Origin of the sequence: Alkalihalophilus pseudofirmus (assembly GCF_029094545.1) — a bacterium.
GTDB classification, from domain to species: Bacteria; Bacillota; Bacilli; order Bacillales; family Bacillaceae_D; genus Alkalihalophilus; species Alkalihalophilus pseudofirmus.
On the sequence record NZ_CP117835.1, the window covers coordinates 335,052 to 359,980 of the forward strand.

General features: G+C 45.1%; 13 protein-coding genes, 2 tRNA genes, 6 rRNA genes and 2 riboswitches. Of the genes, 20 read left to right on the top strand and 1 reads right to left on the bottom strand.

What is annotated here, in order from left to right; all coding sequences use genetic code 11:
* Positions 1-118: 118 nt before the first annotated feature.
* The 14 genes from ymaG (at position 119) to rrf (PQ478_RS01915) (ending at position 19,646) form a co-directional block, all read left to right on the top strand.
* Positions 119-358, top strand: coding sequence for an inner spore coat protein YmaG (gene ymaG / locus PQ478_RS01850; RefSeq protein ID WP_012957336.1), 240 nt, complete (start codon positions 119-121; stop codon positions 356-358).
* A gap of 259 nt (positions 359-617) precedes the next feature.
* On the top strand, positions 618-1,577 hold the full coding sequence (locus tag PQ478_RS01855) for an AAA family ATPase (protein WP_289235638.1): 960 nt from the start codon (positions 618-620) through the stop codon (positions 1,575-1,577).
* Positions 1,574-2,740, top strand: coding sequence for a DUF58 domain-containing protein (locus PQ478_RS01860; RefSeq protein WP_289235639.1), 1,167 nt, complete (start codon positions 1,574-1,576; stop codon positions 2,738-2,740). The genes PQ478_RS01855 and PQ478_RS01860 overlap by 4 nt, the downstream gene beginning before the upstream one ends.
* Complete coding sequence (locus tag PQ478_RS01865) at positions 2,737-4,935, top strand: transglutaminase TgpA family protein (protein ID WP_289235640.1); 2,199 nt, start codon at positions 2,737-2,739, stop codon at positions 4,933-4,935. Before PQ478_RS01860 ends, PQ478_RS01865 begins: the two co-directional genes overlap by 4 nt.
* Before the next feature lie 41 nt (positions 4,936-4,976).
* Positions 4,977-5,078, top strand: a riboswitch (purine riboswitch).
* Positions 5,079-5,181: 103 nt separating this feature from the next.
* The gene (gene guaA / locus PQ478_RS01870; protein ID WP_075683982.1) at positions 5,182-6,723 is read left to right on the top strand and encodes a glutamine-hydrolyzing GMP synthase; all 1,542 of its coding nucleotides are present in this window, start codon (positions 5,182-5,184) and stop codon (positions 6,721-6,723) included.
* Positions 6,724-6,802: 79 nt separating this feature from the next.
* Positions 6,803-6,904, top strand: a riboswitch (purine riboswitch).
* 111 nt (positions 6,905-7,015) lie between these two features.
* A complete protein-coding gene (locus PQ478_RS01875) occupies positions 7,016-8,317 on the top strand; it encodes an NCS2 family permease (RefSeq protein WP_289235641.1) in 1,302 nt (433 codons plus the stop codon).
* 596 nt (positions 8,318-8,913) lie between these two features.
* A 16S ribosomal RNA gene (locus tag PQ478_RS01880) occupies positions 8,914-10,465 on the top strand.
* A 242-nt stretch (positions 10,466-10,707) separates the two neighbouring features.
* Positions 10,708-13,647 (top strand): 23S ribosomal RNA (locus PQ478_RS01885).
* Between the two features lie 78 nt (positions 13,648-13,725).
* A 5S ribosomal RNA gene (gene rrf / locus PQ478_RS01890) occupies positions 13,726-13,841 on the top strand.
* Positions 13,842-14,448: 607 nt separating this feature from the next.
* Positions 14,449-16,000: ribosomal RNA gene (locus tag PQ478_RS01895) — 16S ribosomal RNA — on the top strand.
* 110 nt (positions 16,001-16,110) lie between these two features.
* A tRNA-Ile gene (locus PQ478_RS01900) sits at positions 16,111-16,187 on the top strand.
* A gap of 16 nt (positions 16,188-16,203) precedes the next feature.
* A tRNA-Ala gene (locus PQ478_RS01905) sits at positions 16,204-16,279 on the top strand.
* A 233-nt stretch (positions 16,280-16,512) separates the two neighbouring features.
* Positions 16,513-19,452 (top strand): 23S ribosomal RNA (locus PQ478_RS01910).
* A 78-nt stretch (positions 19,453-19,530) separates the two neighbouring features.
* Positions 19,531-19,646 (top strand): 5S ribosomal RNA (gene rrf, locus PQ478_RS01915).
* Together the 16S, 23S and 5S rRNA genes with 2 tRNA genes alongside form the textbook arrangement of a ribosomal RNA operon.
* 235 nt (positions 19,647-19,881) lie before the next feature.
* On the opposite strand, the gene PQ478_RS01920 is transcribed toward rrf (PQ478_RS01915), so the two are convergent.
* Positions 19,882-20,208 carry a hypothetical protein gene (locus PQ478_RS01920; protein WP_012957342.1) on the bottom strand — a complete coding sequence of 109 codons (327 nt, stop codon included), beginning with the start codon at positions 20,206-20,208 and terminating at the stop codon, positions 19,882-19,884.
* Positions 20,209-20,469: 261 nt separating this feature from the next.
* Here PQ478_RS01920 and PQ478_RS01925 point away from each other — a divergent pair, with 261 nt between their 5' ends.
* From PQ478_RS01925 to PQ478_RS01950, 6 genes are all read left to right on the top strand, one after another.
* Positions 20,470-20,685, top strand: coding sequence for a hypothetical protein (locus tag PQ478_RS01925; protein WP_289235642.1), 216 nt, complete (start codon positions 20,470-20,472; stop codon positions 20,683-20,685).
* A gap of 90 nt (positions 20,686-20,775) precedes the next feature.
* Positions 20,776-21,792 carry a threonine aldolase family protein gene (locus PQ478_RS01930; RefSeq protein WP_289235643.1) on the top strand — a complete coding sequence of 339 codons (1,017 nt, stop codon included), beginning with the start codon at positions 20,776-20,778 and terminating at the stop codon, positions 21,790-21,792.
* Between the two features lie 26 nt (positions 21,793-21,818).
* The gene (locus tag PQ478_RS01935) at positions 21,819-22,463 is read left to right on the top strand and encodes an MOSC domain-containing protein (RefSeq protein ID WP_289235644.1); all 645 of its coding nucleotides are present in this window, start codon (positions 21,819-21,821) and stop codon (positions 22,461-22,463) included.
* Between the two features lie 109 nt (positions 22,464-22,572).
* A complete protein-coding gene (locus tag PQ478_RS01940) occupies positions 22,573-23,670 on the top strand; it encodes a type III polyketide synthase (RefSeq protein ID WP_289235645.1) in 1,098 nt (365 codons plus the stop codon).
* On the top strand, positions 23,670-24,230 hold the full coding sequence (locus PQ478_RS01945; protein ID WP_289235646.1) for an isoprenylcysteine carboxyl methyltransferase family protein: 561 nt from the start codon (positions 23,670-23,672) through the stop codon (positions 24,228-24,230). Before PQ478_RS01940 ends, PQ478_RS01945 begins: the two co-directional genes overlap by 1 nt.
* 144 nt (positions 24,231-24,374) lie before the next feature.
* Positions 24,375-24,914: a DUF2179 domain-containing protein gene (locus PQ478_RS01950; RefSeq protein WP_175585174.1), complete on the top strand. Its 540-nt coding sequence runs from the start codon at positions 24,375-24,377 to the stop codon at positions 24,912-24,914.
* Positions 24,915-24,929 lie beyond the last annotated feature (15 nt).

The following is a 24,929-nucleotide window of genomic DNA, read 5'->3' on the forward strand; positions in this document are numbered from 1 at the left end:
TTTATCTCTGGCAATAAAAACCTATTTTTACCTATTGAGCAGAACCCCTGTCACTGACCTATAGATGAGTGCATATGGTAAAGGGAAGAGTGAACAGTTTACTAGGGAGTGAATCAATGTGAATCCACATCAATTTCAAGATATGAGGAGACCTATGGGAGGACGACCAGGCTGGGGCGGCCGGCCTGGATGGGGAGGAAGAAGGCCTTACTGGGGGCCTGGTTTTGGCGGCGGTGCATTTGTTGGCGGAGTTCTAGGCGGACTTCTTGGCAGTGCGCTGTATCAGCCATATGGATATGGGCCGTATCAATATCCAATCTACTATAACCCGTACTTGCCTTATGGGTATTACTACTAAGTATTGTAAAGAGCTGCCGTGCGGCTCTTTTTATCGTTATCCAGTGGTTTGAAATCCGACTTTTATAGGTATAACAAAATGGATAAACCATATTGGTAAAACAAATGTAGGGACCTAATAGACCTAGAGATGATATGATGAATATAAGATAAGTTATTAAATAAATTCCTTAATATAGCTGTCTGTTTTCTACTGAAAAAATCTTAATTCATTTATTAATAGAATTATAAATAAATAATAATTGAACGGAGGAAGCTGCATGCAGGAACTAGTCGCTAAAATAGATGGAATGATTGAAAATATTGAACGGGTCGTAGTGGGAAAAAGAAAAGAAATTGAATTAAGTTTAGTCGCTTTATTTGCTGGTGGACATGTTTTGCTAGAAGATGTCCCTGGAGTTGGTAAAACCGTTATGGTTAAAGCCATTGCCAGGTCGCTTGGAGCGGATTTTAAACGAATTCAATTTACACCGGACCTTTTACCTTCTGATGTGACAGGGGTTTCTATTTATAATCAACAAATTCAGCAATTTGAATTTAGAGCAGGTCCGATTATGGCAAATATTGTCCTCGCTGATGAAATTAATCGAACGTCTCCTAAAACCCAAGCTGCTCTCTTAGAGTCTCTAGAGGAGGGGAGTGTGACTGTTGATGGAGATACTCTTAGTCTTCCATCACCGTTCTTTGTCATGGCCACACAAAATCCAGTAGAATACGCAGGCACCTATCCTTTACCAGAAGCACAATTAGACCGCTTTTTATTAAAGATCGAACTAGGTTATCCTACAGCTGAAGAAGAGCTTGAAGTATTACGGAGAGTAGAGTTTGGTCACCCTGTTGATGCAGTTGAAGCAGTAATGTCTATAGAAGACGTACTAGATATCCAAAAGAGAACGGCTGGTATTTTAGTAGATGAACAGGTGAAAGGCTATATTATCAGTTTAGTACAAGCTACACGAAAGCATGCAGCTGTTGAACTTGGCGTAAGTCCTCGTGGAGCGATCGCTTTAATGAAAGCCGCACAAGCTTATGCGTTACTGAAAGGCCGTGATTTTGTCCTTCCTGATGATGTCAAACATTTAGCGGAATGGACGATGTCACACCGAATGATCTTAAGTCCCGAGGCTAAGATGTCAAATGTAGAGGTTAAATCAATTGTCAATGAGATCCTTGGGCAAGTAAGAGTACCTGTAACAGGTGACAAGGTGGCTACACTGTGATTGAGAGAATGTTTAGAGCGCTAGGGACCATTACAAAGCTTATTATTCTTCTGCTTATCGTTGCCGGAACGTATGCCTATGCGATGTTTCAAGGGGGATTTGTTAGTTGGTTTCTGTTTTACAGCGTTGTAACGTTGATTGGGTTAACGGTACTTGTCGGTCTGTTTAATTTAAAAGGGTTTAAAGTGGAGAGGAAATTGTCTTCTACTGTTCTTTATTCAGGAGACTCTATCGAAGTGGAGGTCATCTTAAAGAAAAGTCGTTTCCAGCCTTTTTTCTATGTAAGGGTTCGAGATATTGTCCCAAACAATATCGGAAGCCAGACTTCATATAGCGCACTCTTTTTCTTTTCCTTTTCTAATGAGCTTCGCTTTACTTACAAGATTAAAGGTGTAAAACGCGGTGAGCATACATTAACAAAAACGGAACTGTCGTTTGGTGACCTTTTTGGCCTCTTTGAAAAGAAGTTTAAAGTTGATTCTGAATCCACCTTTATCGTTTACCCTGCTTTTAAGGTGTTAAATAGTATGCCAAGGGCCGACCATTCTCAAATTGAAGAAGGAACTAGGCCTGATCAATCTCTTGAAGAAGAGCGTTCTTTAGCAGGTGTACGCAGCTATACACCAGGAGACCGTTTGACAAGCATTAATTGGAAGCAGTCAGCCCGAGTTTCGCAATTAATGACTAAAGAGTTTGAAACGTTCCGTAATGACGGGGCGGTTGTCCTATTTGAACCATATATGAGACAGCCATCTAGTGAACCGTTTGAGAAGACCGTTGAACTTTCTGCATCGCTTATTGCTACTGTAGTAAAGGGTACTAATGCTTCTTTCTCCATACGTTCGGTAAATTGGCAGTCGTACGAAATGACGCAAGCGAATCTTCCTCTTGCACTAAAGCTGCTCGCTAAAGTAGAGCCTGAAAAGTCTGGACCACCTCCTATCCATAAAATCTATCGTGATTGGAGAGGGAAAAACGTCTATGTCGTGTCAGCTGAACTTAACGCAGAGCTAATCGCAGCATTAACTGTCATGAAGGAACAGAAGATCTCACCTCATGTTGTTTTATATACAGAAGACCTAAGGGATCAAGTGATGACACAGAAGCTTAAACAAAAAGGAATTAAGGTTCATGTTTTACCTATTGGTGGTGTGAAGCGATGAAGTTAATTATGCAAAAAAAGCAAATAGATATAAGTCGTGATCTCTTATTATATGCGATGAGTTTTATTCTGCTGCTAGAGTGGTTATGGCCGCTGCCCCATATTACAAACACGGGCTTTATTGATATCTTTATTATGATTACGGCCATTTATTTCGTAGTGACCTTCTTACAGCTGCCAGTCTATATTTCCTTGCCAGTGAAAGTGATCGTGACCGCATATGGATTATTCCTCGTTTTTTTTGAAGGTCCGCTGTTTACAACAGAGTGGATCAAGCTTATTCTTGCTGATTTTTGGCTCAATGGCGGTTATATGATTTCGGGGCAGTGGTATGCCTTAACAGATCTTTTTCGCAGTTTTCTCTTCTTTTTGTTGTTAGCGATTATGAGTTACCTGCTTTTTTATTGGACTATTTATGCAAGGCGAGGGTTGTTTTTCCTCGTTTTTACAGTTGTTTATATTACCGTAATCGATACCTTCACTATGTATGATGCAACCTATGCGATTATGAGAACGTTTATAGTTGGCTTTTTGCTGTTAGGCCTTCTAGCTATTTATCGAATGATGGAGAAAGAAACGTTTAACCATGTCCCATCCTTTCTGCCGCTTAAGATCGGACTCTTACTCGTTGCCCTGATTACAAGCGCAAGTATTTTAGGTTTTCTCTCACCAAAGCCCGAACCGCAGTGGGATGACCCGATCCCATATGTTCGTGCCGCCGTAGGGCTTGAAGACCCATCCGCAGAGGGTGGTGAAGGCGAGCAGCGAATCGGTTATGGAGATAATGACGAGCAGCTTGGCGGAGGGTTTGTCCAAGATGATTCGCCGTTATTTTATGCCGCGCTGGAAGAAGGACAGTATTGGCGAGGAGAAACGAAAGATTTCTATACGGGTAGAGGCTGGGAGACAACAACTCCTGAACAGCCTGCAGAAGAACCGGTCTTAGAAGATCTTCAATCCGAGGGAGCGACGTTTTTCAAACGAGATACGGAAGTTTTCTTTAACGGGGAAACCGCCAGAATGTACCCGCATTTGTTCTATCCGGGCACGTTGCTTACCTACTCAACTGTAAGTGATGCTGAGCTTCTGAAGGATCAATATACAGAGCGTGCAGCAACATTTCGTAATGGTGCGCCAGTTGAACTGTCGACCTATTTAATCGAATATGCGCATCCAGAATATGATATTGAAGGTTTAAGAAATGCTAGTGAAAATATAAGTGATGACATTGACTATTACTATACCCAGCTGCCGGAAGACATACCTGATCGAGTGCGTGAGTTAGCTGTGGAACTAACAGAAGATCAAACCAACCAATATGACCGTGCCAAAGCGATTGAACAATATTTCCAGAGCCCGGATTTCACCTATGAAACAGAGGATGTGCCGGTTCCTGATGAAGGCCAAGACTATGTCGATCAATTTTTATTTGAAACTCAAAGAGGCTACTGTGATAACTTTTCAACGTCAATGGTTGTCATGCTTCGTTCAATTGACATACCTGCCAGATGGGTGAAGGGATTTACTCAAGGGGAAATGGTGGATACGCTAGATGACGGACTCGAACTGTATGAAGTGACGAATGGAAATGCGCATTCTTGGGTTGAAGTGTATTTCCCTGAAGTGGGCTGGGTTCCTTTTGAGCCAACTAGAGGGTTCGATTCTGCCTATGAATTCAATGAACCTGAAGTAGAGGGAAATGAAGAGACAGAGCTAGCAGAAGAGAATGAACAAGAAGATCGGGATATAGAAGATGTGTTTGCAGAGCTTGAAGATGCGGAGGAGTCAGAGGCTGCTTCAAGTGCGAACGAAACAGCAGGTCCGAATGTTTCTTCAAATGCGCTTCTGGCGATATTCTTTTTACTCATTTTGGCGATCGTGATCTTGATTTATCATAAAAAGATTGCACGCATAGTAGTTTTAACGCAGTTTAAGCATAAGTCAAATTACGAAGGAGTCTTTGAGAGAGCTTACGGAAGACTCTTGTGGCTTCTTGGGTACATTGGATATAAACGCCAAGACGGGGAGACCCTAAGGGAGTATGCCAAGCGAATAGATGCTTCGTTTGGAGGCGATGATATGCTTAGGTTAACAGAGGAATACGAACGTATCTATTATGGTCGAAAAAAGAGTAGTGAAAGTTGGGAACATTACAAAAAACATTGGATTCGCTTACTTCAGCAAATCAATTCTTGACCAGTGTATAGCTCATTGATAAAATGAATCCGTGCTAAAAATGTGAATAGAGATTGAACCTTCGTATATCCTTAGGAATATGGCCTAAGAGTCTCTACCGGATTGCCGTAAATAATCTGACTATGAAGGCAGAATTAGTATAGCTAGAATTCTGCCTTTGTACGTTTCTTTTGGACGAGCAGGTGAATTCTGGCTTTTTGTATATTGGGGGTTTCTCAGAATCTTACTAGATAAAGGGTGGATAACATGAATGAATTAAATCAAGAAATGGTCGTTGTACTCGATTTTGGCGGTCAGTACAATCAATTGATTACACGTCGTATTCGTGATCTTGGCGTATACAGTGAGCTTCACTCTAACAAGCTGACAGCAGAAGAAATTAAAGAAATGAATCCAAAAGGGATTATTTTCTCTGGCGGACCTAACAGTGCGTATGTAGAAGGTGCTCCGCAAGTGGACCCTGCTATTTTTGATTTAGGCATTCCGATCTTCGGGATTTGCTACGGTATGCAATTAATGACTCATCACTTTGGCGGTAAAGTAGAGGCTGCTAACCACCGTGAGTATGGTAAAGCATTAATTAACATTGAGAACCAATCGGATATTTTTAAAGGTCTTCCTATTGAGCAATCTGTATGGATGAGTCATGGTGATCTAATTGTAGCACCTCCAGAAGGCTTCGTAGTCGATGCATTTAATCCTTCGTGTCCGGTAGCTGCAATGAGTAATGCTGAGCGTGGTTTCTATGGCGTGCAATTCCACCCTGAAGTTCGTCATTCGCAATTCGGTAATGAAATGCTTAAAAACTTTGTATTTGAAGTGTGTAAATGCCACGGCGAATGGTCAATGGAGAATTTCATTGAAATTGAAATGGAGAAAATTAGAGCGCAAGTCGGAAATAAAAAAGTATTATGTGCATTAAGCGGCGGGGTTGATTCTTCAGTTGTTGCGGTACTAATCCACAAAGCAATTGGCGATCAACTAACGTGTATGTTTATTGACCACGGTCTTCTTCGTAAAGATGAAGCGGAAGGTGTTATGAAAACCTTCAGTGAAGGCTTCAATATGAATGTGATTAAAGTTGATGCGCAAGAGCGTTTCCTATCTAAGCTTAAAGGTGTATCTGACCCTGAACAAAAGCGCAAAATTATTGGAAATGAATTTATTTATGTATTTGAAGAAGAAACAAGCCAATTAACGGACATGGACTTCTTAGCGCAAGGGACACTTTACACTGATATTATTGAAAGTGGGACAGATACAGCACAAACGATTAAGTCTCACCATAATGTAGGCGGACTTCCTGAAGATATGAAGTTCACATTAATTGAGCCATTAAATACGTTATTTAAAGATGAAGTACGTGAGCTTGGTTCTGAGCTTGGTATTCCAGATGAGATTGTTTGGCGTCAGCCGTTCCCAGGTCCGGGTCTTGGAATCCGTGTTCTAGGAGAAATCACAGAAGAGAAGCTTGAAATCGTTCGTGAATCAGATGCGATTTTACGTGAAGAAATTAAAAAAGCTGGGCTTGATCGTGAGATTTGGCAGTACTTCACGGCGCTTCCTGATATGAGAAGTGTTGGTGTTATGGGTGATGCTCGTACGTACGATTACACAGTAGGCATCCGTGCCGTTACTTCCATTGATGGGATGACTTCTGATTGGGCTCGTATCCCGTGGGATGTACTAGAACTTATTTCAACTCGTATTGTAAATGAAGTAAAGAATGTTAACCGTGTAGTGTATGACGTTACTTCTAAGCCGCCGGCAACGATCGAGTGGGAATAAACGAACGATATTAACTGGAAATAAATTAACGTTCGGAAATAGCATTGACAAAATTCGACCTGATTGATAGACTTCTTTATAGAAATAAAAGATGTCATTTCGTATAACTGCAGGAATAGGGCCTGCGAGTCTCTACCAAGCTACCGTAAATAGCTTGACTACGAAAAATCAGGTACTCTTCATTTGAATTGAGGGGTCATGAATTTTTTAGTGGTTAAGCTTTGGGTAGATGATACTCAAAGCTTTTTTATTTATGCGATATGACGATCACATTTGATATGGGGGAAGAGAAATGGATCGTTTTTTTAAGTTCAAAGAAAGTGGAACAACTTACAGACGAGAAACAGTGGCCGGGGTTACGACATTCCTCGCTATGGCTTACATCTTATTTGTAAATCCGCTTATCTTAGCTGATACAGGAATGGATATGGGAGCTGTCTTTACTGCTACTGCACTGGCTGCGGCTCTTGGTACATTAATAATGGGTGTTGTGGCCAACTACCCGATTGCCTTGGCTCCGGGGATGGGGCTTAATGCTTTCTTCGCTTATTCCGTAGTTCTTGGAATGGGGATTGACTGGCAAGTTGCGTTATTCGGTGTTTTCATGTCTGGTATCATTTTTATTTTTATTACGGTTCTTCGTATTCGTGAGTTAATCATTAACGCGATCCCAGCAGAACTAAAATATGCAGCAGCTGCTGGTATCGGATTATTTATTGCTTTTATCGGCCTTAAAAATGCTGGAATTGTTGTTCCTTATGAAGCAACAGCGGTAACGCTTGGTGATATGATGGCAGGTCCTACATTGCTTGCTGTATTCGGTCTTGTTATCACGGTGATCTTTATGGTTAGAGGATATAAGGGCGGCATTTTTTATGGAATGATTATTACATCGTTAGCTGGTATTGCAACTGGAATTATTGGAATGCCAGAACAAATTGTTGGGTCAGTTCCTAGCTTAGCGCCAACATTCGGCCAAGCATTTGCAATTGACTGGTCATCGGTTTTCACAATTCAACTTCTTGTTGTTATTTTAACATTCTTATTTGTAGATTTCTTTGATACAGCAGGTACATTATATGCTGTAGCGAACCAAGCTGGTTTTGTAAAAGATAATAAACTGCCTCGTGCAAGTAAGGCGTTATTAGCAGATTCAAGTGCAACATCTATTGGAGCAATCCTTGGTACGTCAACAACTACAGCTTATATTGAATCTTCTTCAGGTGTTGCAGCAGGAGGACGTACAGGATTTACATCAGTTGTCACTGCGGGCTTATTCTTAATCGCATTGTTCTTCTCGCCGTTACTAGCGGTGGTAACAGAACAAGTAACAGCGCCTGCATTAATCATTGTCGGTGTGCTGATGGCTTCCTCATTAGGCTTAATTGATTGGAAGAAGTTTGAGATTGCTGTACCAGCATTCTTAACGGTCGTGACCATGCCTTTAACATACAGTATTGCAACAGGGATTGCGTTAGGCTTTATCATGTATCCAATTACGATGCTGTTTAAAGGGCGCGGCAAAGAAGTGCACCCGATCATGTACGGACTATTCTTTGTCTTCATTGCTTATTTCATGTTCCTAACAGAATAGAAAACGAAAAGAAGGCTAAGTCGATTGACTTGGCCTTCTTTTTGTGAATTTAGCTCTTTCTATAATAGTTAGTACTGATTATTAAAAGGCGTGTCGTACAAACCTTCAGGGATATTGATGTAGTTTGGTCCGTGTTGATTCGTTTACTCATCCTTATATGTACGCATCATTTATCTTCTAACTACTCTGGTTTATTCGTTACTCGCTGAAGCAAGCAACGTTAAAATATAAATGGCGCAATCATCAATAATACTAATCTATAAAGCTTGTAGTTTTTTCTTTGCTGCGTGAGGAAGAGAGTTTTTCCTTATTAAGGAGGTCAAAAAATGTTTTTGCGACAAATCTCAATTATTTTTGATATTTCTATTGACGCTTGTCGAAAAGGCTGGTAAAGTAGTCTCTGTTGCCAAGGAAAGACAAACGGCAGCGAAAAACATTTTTAAAAAAGTTGTTGACTTTCAAATCTTGATTTGATAAGATAATAAAGTCGCTAACAACGACAAACAAAAAGTTCTTTGAAAACTGAACAAAAGCCAAGCGAAATAGAGATACATGATATCTCGTCAATGAATTATTTTTGAGCTTAATCAAACACTTTTATGGAGAGTTTGATCCTGGCTCAGGACGAACGCTGGCGGCGTGCCTAATACATGCAAGTCGAGCGGACTGATGGGAGCTTGCTCCCTGATGTTAGCGGCGGACGGGTGAGTAACACGTGGGCAACCTGCCTGTAAGACTGGGATAACTCCGGGAAACCGGGGCTAATACCGGATAACCCGTTCCACCTCATGGTGGAGCGGTAAAAGATGGCCTCTGGCTATCACTTACAGATGGGCCCGCGGCGCATTAGCTAGTTGGTAAGGTAACGGCTTACCAAGGCGACGATGCGTAGCCGACCTGAGAGGGTGATCGGCCACACTGGGACTGAGACACGGCCCAGACTCCTACGGGAGGCAGCAGTAGGGAATCTTCCGCAATGGACGAAAGTCTGACGGAGCAACGCCGCGTGAGTGATGAAGGTTTTCGGATCGTAAAGCTCTGTTGTTAGGGAAGAACAAGTGCCGTTTGAATAAGGCGGCACCTTGACGGTACCTAACCAGAAAGCCACGGCTAACTACGTGCCAGCAGCCGCGGTAATACGTAGGTGGCAAGCGTTGTCCGGAATTATTGGGCGTAAAGCGCGCGCAGGCGGTCTCTTAAGTCTGATGTGAAAGCCCACGGCTCAACCGTGGAGGGTCATTGGAAACTGGGAGACTTGAGTACAGAAGAGGAGAGTGGAATTCCACGTGTAGCGGTGAAATGCGTAGATATGTGGAGGAACACCAGTGGCGAAGGCGACTCTCTGGTCTGTAACTGACGCTGAGGCGCGAAAGCGTGGGGAGCAAACAGGATTAGATACCCTGGTAGTCCACGCCGTAAACGATGAGTGCTAGGTGTTAGGGGTTTCGATGCCCTTAGTGCCGAAGTTAACACATTAAGCACTCCGCCTGGGGAGTACGACCGCAAGGTTGAAACTCAAAGGAATTGACGGGGGCCCGCACAAGCAGTGGAGCATGTGGTTTAATTCGAAGCAACGCGAAGAACCTTACCAGGTCTTGACATCCTTTGACCACTCTAGAGATAGAGCTTTCCCCTTCGGGGGACAAAGTGACAGGTGGTGCATGGTTGTCGTCAGCTCGTGTCGTGAGATGTTGGGTTAAGTCCCGCAACGAGCGCAACCCTTGATCTTAGTTGCCAGCATTCAGTTGGGCACTCTAAGGTGACTGCCGGTGACAAACCGGAGGAAGGTGGGGATGACGTCAAATCATCATGCCCCTTATGACCTGGGCTACACACGTGCTACAATGGATGGTACAAAGGGCTGCAAAACCGCGAGGTTGAGCGAATCCCATAAAGCCATTCTCAGTTCGGATTGTAGGCTGCAACTCGCCTACATGAAGCCGGAATTGCTAGTAATCGCGGATCAGCATGCCGCGGTGAATACGTTCCCGGGCCTTGTACACACCGCCCGTCACACCACGAGAGTTTGTAACACCCGAAGTCGGTGAGGTAACCTTTTGGAGCCAGCCGCCTAAGGTGGGACAGATGATTGGGGTGAAGTCGTAACAAGGTAGCCGTATCGGAAGGTGCGGCTGGATCACCTCCTTTCTATGGAGTATTTAACTCTAGTCGATGTATGATCTTACGATCATATACGCTTTGGATCTTTTGTTCAGTTTTGAAGGAACTATCCTTCAATTAGATACTAATTCTCACCAAGTTGAGTAAGAGTTAGTACTTGGTTCTTTGAAAACTAGATAATGAAATGTAAACATATTTGTTCATCGGTATCTTTTAATAGAGAAGATTGAACGAGCATGTCAAGAATTCAACAACCTTTTTTAAATTTTGGTTAAGTTAGAAAGGGCGCACGGTGAATGCCTTGGCACTAGGAGCCGAAGAAGGACGCGACGAACGGCGAAACGCCTCGGGGAGCTGTAAGTGAGCTTTGATCCGAGGATATCCGAATGGGGGAACCCACTATTCGTAATGGAATAGTACCCATACCTGAATACATAGGGTATGAGGAGGCAGACCTGGGGAACTGAAACATCTAAGTACCCAGAGGAAGAGAAAGCAAATGCGATTACCTGAGTAGCGGCGAGCGAAACGGTATCAGCCCAAACCAAGAGGCTTGCCTCTTGGGGTTGTAGGACACTCTATACGGAGTTACAAAGAAATAGGATAGGCGAAGCGATCTGGAAAGGTCCGCGACACAAGGTAACAGCCCTGTAGTCGAAATTCTATTTCCTCCTGAGTGGATCCTGAGTACGGCGGGACACGTGAAACCCCGTCGGAATCCGGGAGGACCATCTCCCAAGGCTAAATACTCCCTAGTGACCGATAGTGAACCAGTACCGTGAGGGAAAGGTGAAAAGCACCCCGGAAGGGGAGTGAAACAGATCCTGAAACCGTGTGCCTACAACTAGTTGGAGCCCGTTAATGGGTGACAGCGTGCCTTTTGTAGAATGAACCGGCGAGTTACGATGTCGTGCAAGGTTAAGCTGATAAGGCGGAGCCGTAGCGAAAGCGAGTCTGAATAGGGCGAATGAGTACGCCGTCGTAGACCCGAAACCGTGTGATCTACCCATGTCCAGGGTGAAGTTCAGGTAACACTGAATGGAGGCCCGAACCCACGCATGTTGAAAAATGCGGGGATGAGGTGTGGGTAGGGGTGAAATGCCAATCGAACTCGGAAATAGCTGGTTCTCCCCGAAATAGCTTTAGGGCTAGCCTCGAGGTTGAGAGTTTTGGAGGTAGAGCACTGATTGGACTAGGGGTCCCCACAGGATTACCGAATTCAGTCAAACTCCGAATGCCAAAAACTTTTACTCGGGAGTCAGACTGCGAGTGCTAAGATCCGTAGTCAAGAGGGAAACAGCCCAGACCATCAGCTAAGGTCCCAAAGTATACGTTAAGTGGAAAAGGATGTGGAGTTGCCCAGACAACCAGGATGTTGGCTTAGAAGCAGCCACCATTTAAAGAGTGCGTAATAGCTCACTGGTCGAGTGACTCTGCGCCGAAAATGTACCGGGGCTAAACGTATCACCGAAGCTATGGATTGACACCTTAGGTGTCAGTGGTAGGGGAGCGTTCTAAGTGCAGCGAAGTCAGATCGTGAGGACTGGTGGAGCGCTTAGAAGTGAGAATGCCGGTATGAGTAGCGAAAAGAGGGGTGAGAATCCCCTCCGTCGAAAGCCCAAGGTTTCCTGAGGAAGGCTCGTCCGCTCAGGGTAAGTCGGGACCTAAGCCGAGGCTGAAAAGCGTAGGCGATGGACAACAGGTTGAAATTCCTGTACCACCTCCTCACCGTTTGAGTAATGGGGGGACGCAGTAAGGTAGGGTAAGCGCACTGATGGATATGTGCGTCCAAGCAATTAGGCTGAGAAGTAGGCAAATCCGCTTCTCGTGAAGGCTGAGTTGTGATGGCGAGGGAAATTTAGTACCGAAGTTCCTGATCCTCCACTGCCAAGAAAAGCCTCTAGCGAGGTGAGAGGTGCCCGTACCGCAAACCGACACAGGTAGGCGAGAAGAGAATTCTAAGACGCTCGGGAGAACTCTCGTTAAGGAACTCGGCAAAATGACCCCGTAACTTCGGGAGAAGGGGTGCTCTGGTAGGGTGTATGCCCGAGAGAGCCGCAGTGAAAAGATCCAAGCGACTGTTTAGCAAAAACACAGGTCTCTGCGAAGCCGCAAGGCGAAGTATAGGGGCTGACACCTGCCCGGTGCTGGAAGGTTAAGAGGAGGGGTTATCCCTTACGGGAGAAGCTCTGAATTGAAGCCCCAGTAAACGGCGGCCGTAACTATAACGGTCCTAAGGTAGCGAAATTCCTTGTCGGGTAAGTTCCGACCCGCACGAATGGTGTAACGACTTGGATACTGTCTCAACGAGAGACCCGGTGAAATTATAGTACCTGTGAAGATGCAGGTTACCCGCGACAGGACGGAAAGACCCCATGGAGCTTTACTGTAGCTTGATATTGGATGTTGGTACAGTTTGTACAGGATAGGTAGGAGCCTTGGAAGTCGGAGCGCCAGCTTCGATGGAGGCGTCGGTGGGATACTACCCTGACTGTGCTGACATTCTAACCTCGAGCCGTGATCCGGTTCAGGGACAGTGTCAGGTGGGCAGTTTGACTGGGGCGGTCGCCTCCTAAACAGTAACGGAGGCGCCCAAAGGTTCCCTCAGAATGGTTGGAAATCATTCGTAGAGTGCAAAGGCAAAAGGGAGCTTGACTGCGAGACCTACAAGTCGAGCAGGGACGAAAGTCGGGCTTAGTGATCCGGTGGTTCCGCATGGAAGGGCCATCGCTCAACGGATAAAAGCTACCCTGGGGATAACAGGCTTATCTCCCCCAAGAGTCCACATCGACGGGGAGGTTTGGCACCTCGATGTCGGCTCATCGCATCCTGGGGCTGAAGTAGGTCCCAAGGGTTGGGCTGTTCGCCCATTAAAGCGGTACGCGAGCTGGGTTCAGAACGTCGTGAGACAGTTCGGTCCCTATCCGTCGCGGGCGTAGGAAATTTGAGAGGAGCTGTCCTTAGTACGAGAGGACCGGGATGGACACACCGCTGGTGTACCAGTTGTTCCGCCAGGAGCATCGCTGGGTAGCTACGTGTGGACGGGATAAGTGCTGAAAGCATCTAAGCATGAAGCCCCCCTCAAGATGAGATTTCCCATGGAGTTAATCCAGTAAGACCCCTTAGAGATGATGAGGTTGATAGGTCTGGTGTGGAAGCATGGCGACATGTGGAGCTGACAGATACTAATCGGTCGAGGACTTATCCAAATTATTCTTGACATATGTTTACACATTATCTAGTTTTGAGAGAACCATCTCAAACATTCACTGTAAAGTGAATCATAGTCTGGTGGCGATAGCAAAGAGGTCACACCCGTTCCCATGCCGAACACGGTCGTTAAGCTCTTTTGCGCCGATGGTAGTTGGGGGCTTCCCCCTGTGAGAGTAGGACGTTGCCAGGCGATAAAGCACAATCCAATCGGGTTGTGCTTTTTTTCTATTAATATAATGATTTAAGTTTGACCATGGAACTGGAGCAATAATGAATAAAGTAGATACAATGGTTGCACACAATGACGCATTTCCCTCCTGAACTGACGCAATCAGTTGACATTGGTGCAATTGGCGTCTCGAGTGACGCGATCATGAAAGGAATAGACGCAATTAAGGAGTCTATCAACGCAATAGTCCCTCGAACTGACGCAATTAGTGTCCGCTGGTGGATTTTAGAGATGGTTATATCGAAGTAAAAACATAGATAAAGTACCTAGCTGCTATGAAACTTGTAAAAATGAAAAGAATTTCTATGAAAAGTGTTGACGATTGTCAAAATAGCTGGTAAAGTAGTCTCTGTTGCCAACGAAAGACAAGCGGCATCGAAAAACAATTTAAAAAAGTTATTGACTTTCAATTCTTGATTTGATAAGATAATAAAGTCGCTAACAACGACAAACAAAAAAGTTCTTTGAAAACTGAACAAAAGCCAAGCGAAATAGAGATACATGATATCTCGTCAATTATTAACACAAGATGATTTTTCATCTGTGTAAGTGAGCTTAATCAAACACTTTTATGGAGAGTTTGATCCTGGCTCAGGACGAACGCTGGCGGCGTGCCTAATACATGCAAGTCGAGCGGACTGATGGGAGCTTGCTCCCTGATGTTAGCGGCGGACGGGTGAGTAACACGTGGGCAACCTGCCTGTAAGACTGGGATAACTCCGGGAAACCGGGGCTAATACCGGATAATCCGTTCCACCTCATGGTGGAACGGTAAAAGATGGCCTCTGGCTATCACTTACAGATGGGCCCGCGGCGCATTAGCTAGTTGGTAAGGTAACGGCTTACCAAGGCGACGATGCGTAGCCGACCTGAGAGGGTGATCGGCCACACTGGGACTGAGACACGGCCCAGACTCCTACGGGAGGCAGCAGTAGGGAATCTTCCGCAATGGACGAAAGTCTGACGGAGCAACGCCGCGTGAGTGATGAAGGTTTTCGGATCGTAAAGCTCTGTTGTTAGGGAAGAACAAGTGCCGTTTGAATAAGGCGGCACCTTGACGGTACCTAACCAGAAAGCCACGGCTAACTACGTGCCAGCAGCCGCGGTAATACGTAGGTGGCAAGCGTTGTCCGGAATTATTGGGCGTAAAGCGCGCGCAGGCGGTCTCTTAAGTCTGATGTGAAAGCCCACGGCTCAACCGTGGAGGGTCATTGGAAACTGGGAGACTTGAGTACAGAAGAGGAGAGTGGAATTCCACGTGTAGCGGTGAAATGCGTAGATATGTGGAGGAACACCAGTGGCGAAGGCGACTCTCTGGTCTGTAACTGACGCTGAGGCGCGAAAGCGTGGGGAGCAAACAGGATTAGATACCCTGGTAGTCCACGCCGTAAACGATGAGTGCTAGGTGTTAGGGGTTTCGATGCCCTTAGTGCCGAAGTTAACACATTAAGCACTCCGCCTGGGGAGTACGACCGCAAGGTTGAAACTCAAAGGAATTGACGGGGGCCCGCACAAGCAGTGGAGCATGTGGTTTAATTCGAAGCAACGCGAAGAACCTTACCAGGTCTTGACATCCTTTGACCACTCTAGAGATAGAGCTTTCCCCTTCGGGGGACAAAGTGACAGGTGGTGCATGGTTGTCGTCAGCTCGTGTCGTGAGATGTTGGGTTAAGTCCCGCAACGAGCGCAACCCTTGATCTTAGTTGCCAGCATTCAGTTGGGCACTCTAAGGTGACTGCCGGTGACAAACCGGAGGAAGGTGGGGATGACGTCAAATCATCATGCCCCTTATGACCTGGGCTACACACGTGCTACAATGGATGGTACAAAGGGCTGCAAAACCGCGAGGTTGAGCGAATCCCATAAAGCCATTCTCAGTTCGGATTGTAGGCTGCAACTCGCCTACATGAAGCCGGAATTGCTAGTAATCGCGGATCAGCATGCCGCGGTGAATACGTTCCCGGGCCTTGTACACACCGCCCGTCACACCACGAGAGTTTGTAACACCCGAAGTCGGTGAGGTAACCTTTTGGAGCCAGCCGCCTAAGGTGGGACAGATGATTGGGGTGAAGTCGTAACAAGGTAGCCGTATCGGAAGGTGCGGCTGGATCACCTCCTTTCTATGGAGTATTTAACTCTAGTCGATGTATGATCTTACGATCATATACGCTTTGGATCTTTTGTTCAGTTTTGAGAGGACTTACTCTCTATTCTCTATCTAATAAGATAGGGGCCTGTAGCTCAGCTGGTTAGAGCGCACGCCTGATAAGCGTGAGGTCGGTGGTTCGAGTCCACTCAGGCCCACCATATATATCTTATAAGTGGGGCCTTAGCTCAGCTGGGAGAGCGCCTGCCTTGCACGCAGGAGGTCAGCGGTTCGATCCCGCTAGGCTCCACCAATGGTTCTTTGAAAACTAGATAATGAAAACGGACAAAGAGAAACAAGAAGATCGAGGATACGATCAAGCGAGTGCTCGGAGCGTATATCAGTACGTGAGAACGCGAGTTGTGAAGTAGACGAAGATATTCGAAGTTTATCTGAAGTCCATGTAAACATATTTGTTCATCGGTATCTTTTAATAGAGAAGATTGAACGAGCATGTCAAGAATTCAACAACCTTTTTTAAATTTTGGTTAAGTTAGAAAGGGCGCACGGTGAATGCCTTGGCACTAGGAGCCGAAGAAGGACGCGACGAACGGCGAAACGCCTCGGGGAGCTGTAAGTGAGCTTTGATCCGAGGATATCCGAATGGGGGAACCCACTATTCGTAATGGAATAGTACCCATACCTGAATACATAGGGTATGAGGAGGCAGACCTGGGGAACTGAAACATCTAAGTACCCAGAGGAAGAGAAAGCAAATGCGATTACCTGAGTAGCGGCGAGCGAAACGGTATCAGCCCAAACCAAGAGGCTTGCCTCTTGGGGTTGTAGGACACTCTATACGGAGTTACAAAGAAATAGGATAGGCGAAGCGATCTGGAAAGGTCCGCGACACAAGGTAACAGCCCTGTAGTCGAAATTCTATTTCCTCCTGAGTGGATCCTGAGTACGGCGGGACACGTGAAACCCCGTCGGAATCCGGGAGGACCATCTCCCAAGGCTAAATACTCCCTAGTGACCGATAGTGAACCAGTACCGTGAGGGAAAGGTGAAAAGCACCCCGGAAGGGGAGTGAAACAGATCCTGAAACCGTGTGCCTACAACTAGTTGGAGCCCGTTAATGGGTGACAGCGTGCCTTTTGTAGAATGAACCGGCGAGTTACGATGTCGTGCAAGGTTAAGCTGATAAGGCGGAGCCGTAGCGAAAGCGAGTCTGAATAGGGCGAATGAGTACGCCGTCGTAGACCCGAAACCGTGTGATCTACCCATGTCCAGGGTGAAGTTCAGGTAACACTGAATGGAGGCCCGAACCCACGCATGTTGAAAAATGCGGGGATGAGGTGTGGGTAGGGGTGAAATGCCAATCGAACTCGGAAATAGCTGGTTCTCCCCGAAATAGCTTTAGGGCTAGCCTCGAGGTTGAGAGTTTTGGAGGTAGAGCACTGATTGGACTAGGGGTCCCCACAGGATTACCGAATTCAGTCAAACTCCGAATGCCAAAAACTTTTACTCGGGAGTCAGACTGCGAGTGCTAAGATCCGTAGTCAAGAGGGAAACAGCCCAGACCATCAGCTAAGGTCCCAAAGTATACGTTAAGTGGAAAAGGATGTGGAGTTGCCCAGACAACCAGGATGTTGGCTTAGAAGCAGCCACCATTTAAAGAGTGCGTAATAGCTCACTGGTCGAGTGACTCTGCGCCGAAAATGTACCGGGGCTAAACGTATCACCGAAGCTATGGATTGACACCTTAGGTGTCAGTGGTAGGGGAGCGTTCTAAGTGCAGCGAAGTCAGATCGTGAGGACTGGTGGAGCGCTTAGAAGTGAGAATGCCGGTATGAGTAGCGAAAAGAGGGGTGAGAATCCCCTCCGTCGAAAGCCCAAGGTTTCCTGAGGAAGGCTCGTCCGCTCAGGGTAAGTCGGGACCTAAGCCGAGGCTGAAAAGCGTAGGCGATGGACAACAGGTTGAAATTCCTGTACCACCTCCTCACCGTTTGAGTAATGGGGGGACGCAGTAAGGTAGGGTAAGCGCACTGATGGATATGTGCGTCCAAGCAATTAGGCTGAGAAGTAGGCAAATCCGCTTCTCGTGAAGGCTGAGTTGTGATGGCGAGGGAAATTTAGTACCGAAGTTCCTGATCCTCCACTGCCAAGAAAAGCCTCTAGCGAGGTGAGAGGTGCCCGTACCGCAAACCGACACAGGTAGGCGAGAAGAGAATTCTAAGACGCTCGGGAGAACTCTCGTTAAGGAACTCGGCAAAATGACCCCGTAACTTCGGGAGAAGGGGTGCTCTGGTAGGGTGTATGCCCGAGAGAGCCGCAGTGAAAAGATCCAAGCGACTGTTTAGCAAAAACACAGGTCTCTGCGAAGCCGCAAGGCGAAGTATAGGGGCTGACACCTGCCCGGTGCTGGAAGGTTAAGAGGAGGGGTTATCCCTTACGGGAGAAGCTCTGAATTGAAGCCCCAGTAAACGGCGGCCGTAACTATAACGGTCCTAAGGTAGCGAAATTCCTTGTCGGGTAAGTTCCGACCCGCACGAATGGTGTAACGACTTGGATACTGTCTCAACGAGAGACCCGGTGAAATTATAGTACCTGTGAAGATGCAGGTTACCCGCGACAGGACGGAAAGACCCCATGGAGCTTTACTGTAGCTTGATATTGGATGTTGGTACAGTTTGTACAGGATAGGTAGGAGCCTTGGAAGTCGGAGCGCCAGCTTCGATGGAGGCGTCGGTGGGATACTACCCTGACTGTGCTGACATTCTAACCTCGAGCCGTGATCCGGTTCAGGGACAGTGTCAGGTGGGCAGTTTGACTGGGGCGGTCGCCTCCTAAACAGTAACGGAGGCGCCCAAAGGTTCCCTCAGAATGGTTGGAAATCATTCGTAGAGTGCAAAGGCAAAAGGGAGCTTGACTGCGAGACCTACAAGTCGAGCAGGGACGAAAGTCGGGCTTAGTGATCCGGTGGTTCCGCATGGAAGGGCCATCGCTCAACGGATAAAAGCTACCCTGGGGATAACAGGCTTATCTCCCCCAAGAGTCCACATCGACGGGGAGGTTTGGCACCTCGATGTCGGCTCATCGCATCCTGGGGCTGAAGTAGGTCCCAAGGGTTGGGCTGTTCGCCCATTAAAGCGGTACGCGAGCTGGGTTCAGAACGTCGTGAGACAGTTCGGTCCCTATCCGTCGCGGGCGTAGGAAATTTGAGAGGAGCTGTCCTTAGTACGAGAGGACCGGGATGGACACACCGCTGGTGTACCAGTTGTTCCGCCAGGAGCATCGCTGGGTAGCTACGTGTGGACGGGATAAGTGCTGAAAGCATCTAAGCATGAAGCCCCCCTCAAGATGAGATTTCCCATGGAGTTAATCCAGTAAGACCCCTTAGAGATGATGAGGTTGATAGGTCTGGTGTGGAAGCATGGCGACATGTGGAGCTGACAGATACTAATCGGTCGAGGACTTATCCAAATTATTCTTGACATATGTTTACACATTATCTAGTTTTGAGAGAACCATCTCAAACATTCACTGTAAAGTGAATCATAGTCTGGTGGCGATAGCAAAGAGGTCACACCCGTTCCCATGCCGAACACGGTCGTTAAGCTCTTTTGCGCCGATGGTAGTTGGGGGCTTCCCCCTGTGAGAGTAGGACGTTGCCAGGCGATAAAGCACAATCCAATCGGGTTGTGCTTTTTACTTTCATATTAGATTAATGATTGAGCTTGACCATTGAAACGGAGCAATCATTAATAAAGTAGATGCGATAGGTCCACAATAACGCATATCGCTCTTAAATGAACACAATTAGCCTGCATTGACGTAATTAGTATGCGCATTCGTTACGTCTTCATATTTCCAAACACGTACTTAACCCCCTACGCACCTTGCCATTAGTTTCTATGACCTCTCACCGATAATTAATTCAGAGTTATGCCTGTCCCAATACATTGGAGTTCGTTCTGGGTAATCAAAAAGATATTTAAAGTACCATGTATACAGTAAGTTATGTTGCTTTTCTAGTGTGCTGACTTCATGTGTATATTGACGTAATTCGCTCGTTACGGAATCTCCTGCTTCATGCTTCTCTATAATTTCTCCTTTAAGCATTTCTACTCTTTCCGTCTTTATTTCAATCATTTGATAGCCTAAATAGGTCATAACACTAAAACAAACGACTAAAAAGAGAGTGAAGAAGATAAAGATTGGTTTAAGTTCATTAAGCATTATCATTTCCTCCTTTCAAATAGTTACTTTTAAAACCCGTCGTTCATTGCCCGTCCGAATAATATGCAGAAGAACGAAACTGCAGGTCTTGCCATATACTATGTAACTCAGAGTTGCGGTGTCCCAAAATTAAGGTAGATTGTAAGAGAACATGATTCATTTAGTTTGTTGAGTAGATAAACTGACAGAGCAATAGTGTAGCCAAGCTGTAATACGTTAAGATCTTAATAAGGAAAATAATAGAAGGAAGGGTTGATATATGTGCTTACACATTATTTAGAAGATCATTTTGGGATTTATAAGGAAGATGAGATTATTTCACCTAAGACAAATAAGAAAGTTCCTGTGCACCGAATCATTCATATGCTAGAGGAAAAAGGGATGCTTCAGCAGGTCTCACATACGATAAAAGCTATTCAGTCTTTAGGGAGAAAAGGGGTAATCACCTATCTGTCTAAATTAATTGATCAAGAATAAGGACGGAGGCAAAAGATCTCCTTTATAATAGAAAGAAAAAGAAAGCCTCTAGAGATATAGAGGTTTTTTGTTTGATGGGAGAGTGTGGGTATGATTGACTTAAGAAGTGATACAGTGACTAAACCAACTGCTGCGATGCGAGAGGCGATGTACCGGGCAGAAGTGGGCGATGATGTGTACAAGGAAGACCCTACGGTAAGAAGACTAGAAGAGCTTGCTAGCCAAATGTTAGGCAAAGAGGATGCTTTGTTTGTGACGAGTGGTACTCAAGGAAATCAAATTGCTGTATTAACCCACTGTCGAAGCGGAAATGAAGTTTTGCTCGAGCAAGATTCTCATATTTTTTATTATGAGGGAGGGGCAATTTCTGCTTTTGCTGGTGTACAAACAAGAACAATCCCCGGTAATCAAGGGGAAATGGACCATCGTCAAATTGAGCTTGCCATTCGAGGAAATGATATTCACGAACCAGAAACAGGATTGATTTGTGTAGAGAACACTCATAATCGCGCTGGGGGTGCTATTGTCTCCGCAGAAAATATGAAAGCTATTTTCAAGGTGGCAACAGCTCATGCTGTGCCTGTTCACTTAGACGGGGCAAGACTATTTAATGCGGCTGTAGCAAGTAATTGCTCATTGAAAGAGTTCACCCAATATACGGATACGGTTCAAGTGTGTTTATCTAAAGGACTAGGGGCACCGATTGGTTCGATCATTGCTGGACCGAAGGAGTTTATAACGAGCGCAAGAAAGTGGAGAAAGAGGCTCGGGGGCGGATTAAGGCAGGTTGGAACGATCGCTGCTCCAGGGCTTATTGCGTTAAGTGAAATGGTTGACCGTTTAAGTGAAGATCACCATCATGCTAAGCTTCTAGCGGAGGGGATTGGATCAGTGGATGGTTTGGAGGTAGTGAATACCGTAGATACTAATATTGTTTTAGTAGATGTGTCTGGTAAAAAGCTGACTTCAAATGAGTTTATTGAAAAACTGTCTGATGCAGGTGTAAAAGCTGTATCGTTTGGTCCTACTGTAGTACGGTTTACGACACATTATGACGTGTCCAAACAGGAAATAGATGACGCATTAACATTCATTAACTCTATATAAGCATATATTTGAGAGGGGGGAGTCAGATGTCAACAACCATTCATGCGATACATATTGGCCAGCCTAGGGAAGTGGCTCATGGAAAGCAGCTGATAAAGACAAGTATTTTTAAGGAACCTACTGATCAAAGAGTTGAAATCCATTCGTTAGGAATCAAGGGTGATACGCAATCAGACTTGGTTAACCACGGGGGCGTAGATAAAGCACTATGTGCATATTCCTACGATCGCTACCCTTTTTGGGAAGAAAGGCTAGGTCAGCCGGTCGGACATTCGGCATTTGGTGAGAATATCACTTTATATGGATGGTTAGAAGAAGAGGTACAAATAGGCGATGTATTTGAGCTTGGAACGGCTATTGTGCAAATTAGCCAGCCGAGACATCCATGCTATAAACTCGCTATTAAGCACCAGCAGCCTAAAATGCCGTTATGGGTGAAGGAAACGGGGTACAGCGGGTTTTATTTTAGAGTGTTAAAAGAAGGGCATGCTTCAGTGGAGGATGATCTTAAACGTATTGAATCGTATTCTCATAATCCAACCGTGATGGAAGTGAATAGGTGCAGAAATAATCCTGCTGCAACCAAAGAAGACCTGACGAAAATGCTGGAAATTAAGGAGTTAGCTTCTGAATGGGGTGAGGCATTTACAAAAAAACGAAATGAGATCTAGAGAATTCTTTCCTATGAAAGAGTTCTTTTTTTATTTTACATAAGAGTAAATGAATGGAAATAATTGTTCGGGGCAAAATAAACCCACAACAATAGGGTAGGTGGTTATCATGCCTTCAATTATGTCAATTAGTACGTATACTCCGCCCAACACATTAAATCAAAATACAACAACAGAGTTTGCAAGAGAGCTGTTTGGTGAGAGCTTTCAAGATATCGAAAGGCTTCTGACTGTATTTTCAAACGGGCAGATTGATGAAAGACAGTTTGCTGTGCCGATGGATTGGTTCAAGGAAGATCATTCTCTTAAGGAGAAGAATGATCTCTATATTGAACTGGCGACTAAATACGGGGCAGAAGGGATTAAGAAATGTTTAAGTAATCGGCTGTTTCTAAAAGAAGATGTGGATGTAGAAGACATTGAAGCAATTATTCTTGTGTCTAGTTCTGGTATGGCCACACCAAGTATTGATGCAAGGATTATGAATGTACTTCCTTTTTCTGCTCATACGAAGAGAATCCCTATTTGGGGATTAGGTTGTGCCGGCGGAGCGGCTGGAATCAGCCGTGCGTATGAATACTGCAGGGCCTATCCAGAATCCAATGTACTTGTTGTTTGTATAGAACTGTGCAGTTTAACGTTTCAACGTAATGACCGCTCTAAAAGCAACCTTGTCGGAACATCGTTATTTGCAGATGGCATTGCCTGTGCCTTAGTTTCGGGTGATCATTCTTCTATGGTAAATAAATGTGCAAAATCTGTGCGGCCGGTTATACGGGAAACCATGAGTACGCTTATGCCTGATTCTGAAGAAGTAATGGGCTGGGATGTGAGAGATACGGGGCTGCATGTGATCTTCTCACGCGATATTCCATCTATTATTAAAAAATGGCTTAAGCCTAATGTGGATGAATTTCTATCGCAAAATAAATTAGAATCCGGACAAGTTGATGCGTTTGTGGCTCACCCTGGGGGCAAAAAAGTATTAGAAGCGTATGAAGAAACCCTTTCTATTCCAGAGTCCATGACGGCTGTTTCAAGAGAAGTATTAAAGAAGCATGGGAATATGTCTTCTCCTACGGTCTTATATGTGCTTGAGGAATTTATGAAAAAAGAAATGGCACCAGGGTCTTACGGATTGATGGCGGCCCTTGGTCCTGGCTTTTGTTCAGAGTTAGTTTTACTTCAATGGGAGGGTGTTCATTAGTGGGATTGGTATATATTTTTATTGGATTTGTCATCATTCAGCGCTTGATTGAAGTTGTCATTGCGAATCAAAATGCAAAATGGATGAAAAACCAAGGCGGTTATGAGGCTGGCGGGGAACATTATAAATATATTGTTGCCTTGCATGCGTTCTTTTTTGTCGCACTGCTTATAGAAGTGTCTTCCGTGCAAGCGGGAGGAGTAAAGTGGTCACTCATCCCTCTCGTTGTATTTTTGATTGCGCAAATAGGGCGTGTATGGGCATTGTCCTCTCTTGGACGCTTTTGGAATACACGTATCATGATCTTACCAGGCGCAAAAGTAGTTGCAAAAGGACCGTATCGTTTTATGCGGCACCCTAATTATGTCATTGTCACACTAGAACTCCTTGCTCTGCCTCTTATCTTTCAAGCATACTGGACCGCAATTGTATTCTCACTTTTAAATGCAGTCATTTTAAGAGTGAGAATTAAAGAAGAGGAACGAGCGTTAAAAGAAGCGACTGATTACGAGAAAGTGTTTAAAGAAAAAGGACGATTTATCCCAAGTTATGATGAGTAAAGGCCGGCTGAGCTGGCCTTTTTTTGATTCGAGGAAATAGAGATAAAAGAAACGATGATTCCACCAAATCACCTATATCATTCAGTAGAATTGACGTGGTACGATTACACCTAATATGAACTAAAGGGTGAGGAGGGGTAGGAAATGGCTGCATTTCTGATGGAACATGCGCTTATTATGGTCTTGACCATCTTAATTATTAATGTGGTGTATGTTACGTTATTTACAGTTAGGATGATATTCACTTTAAAAGGACAGAGGTATTTAGCTGCAGGTGTCAGCGTAATCGAAATTCTGGTCTACGTTATTGGACTTAGCTTAGTGCTTGATAATCTTGATCAGCCTCAAAATTTGATTGCCTATGCTTTAGGCTATGGGATAGGTGTTATAATTGGTATGAAGGTAGAAGAGAAGCTGGCACTCGGATATATCACTGTAAATGTAATCACAAAAGAATATGAACCAGACATCCCCAATGCTCTAAGAGATAAAGGGTATGGTGTGACAAATTGGGTCGCTTACGGACGAGAAGGAGAGCGTTTGATGATGGAGATACTAACCTCTAGACGGTCAGAGCAAAATCTCTATCAAACGGTGAAAGAGCTCGACCCGAAGGCTTTTATTATTTCACACGAACCAAAAGCATTTTTTGGAGGATTCTGGGTTAAAGGAATACGGAGGTAGCAATAGTGGCTAAAA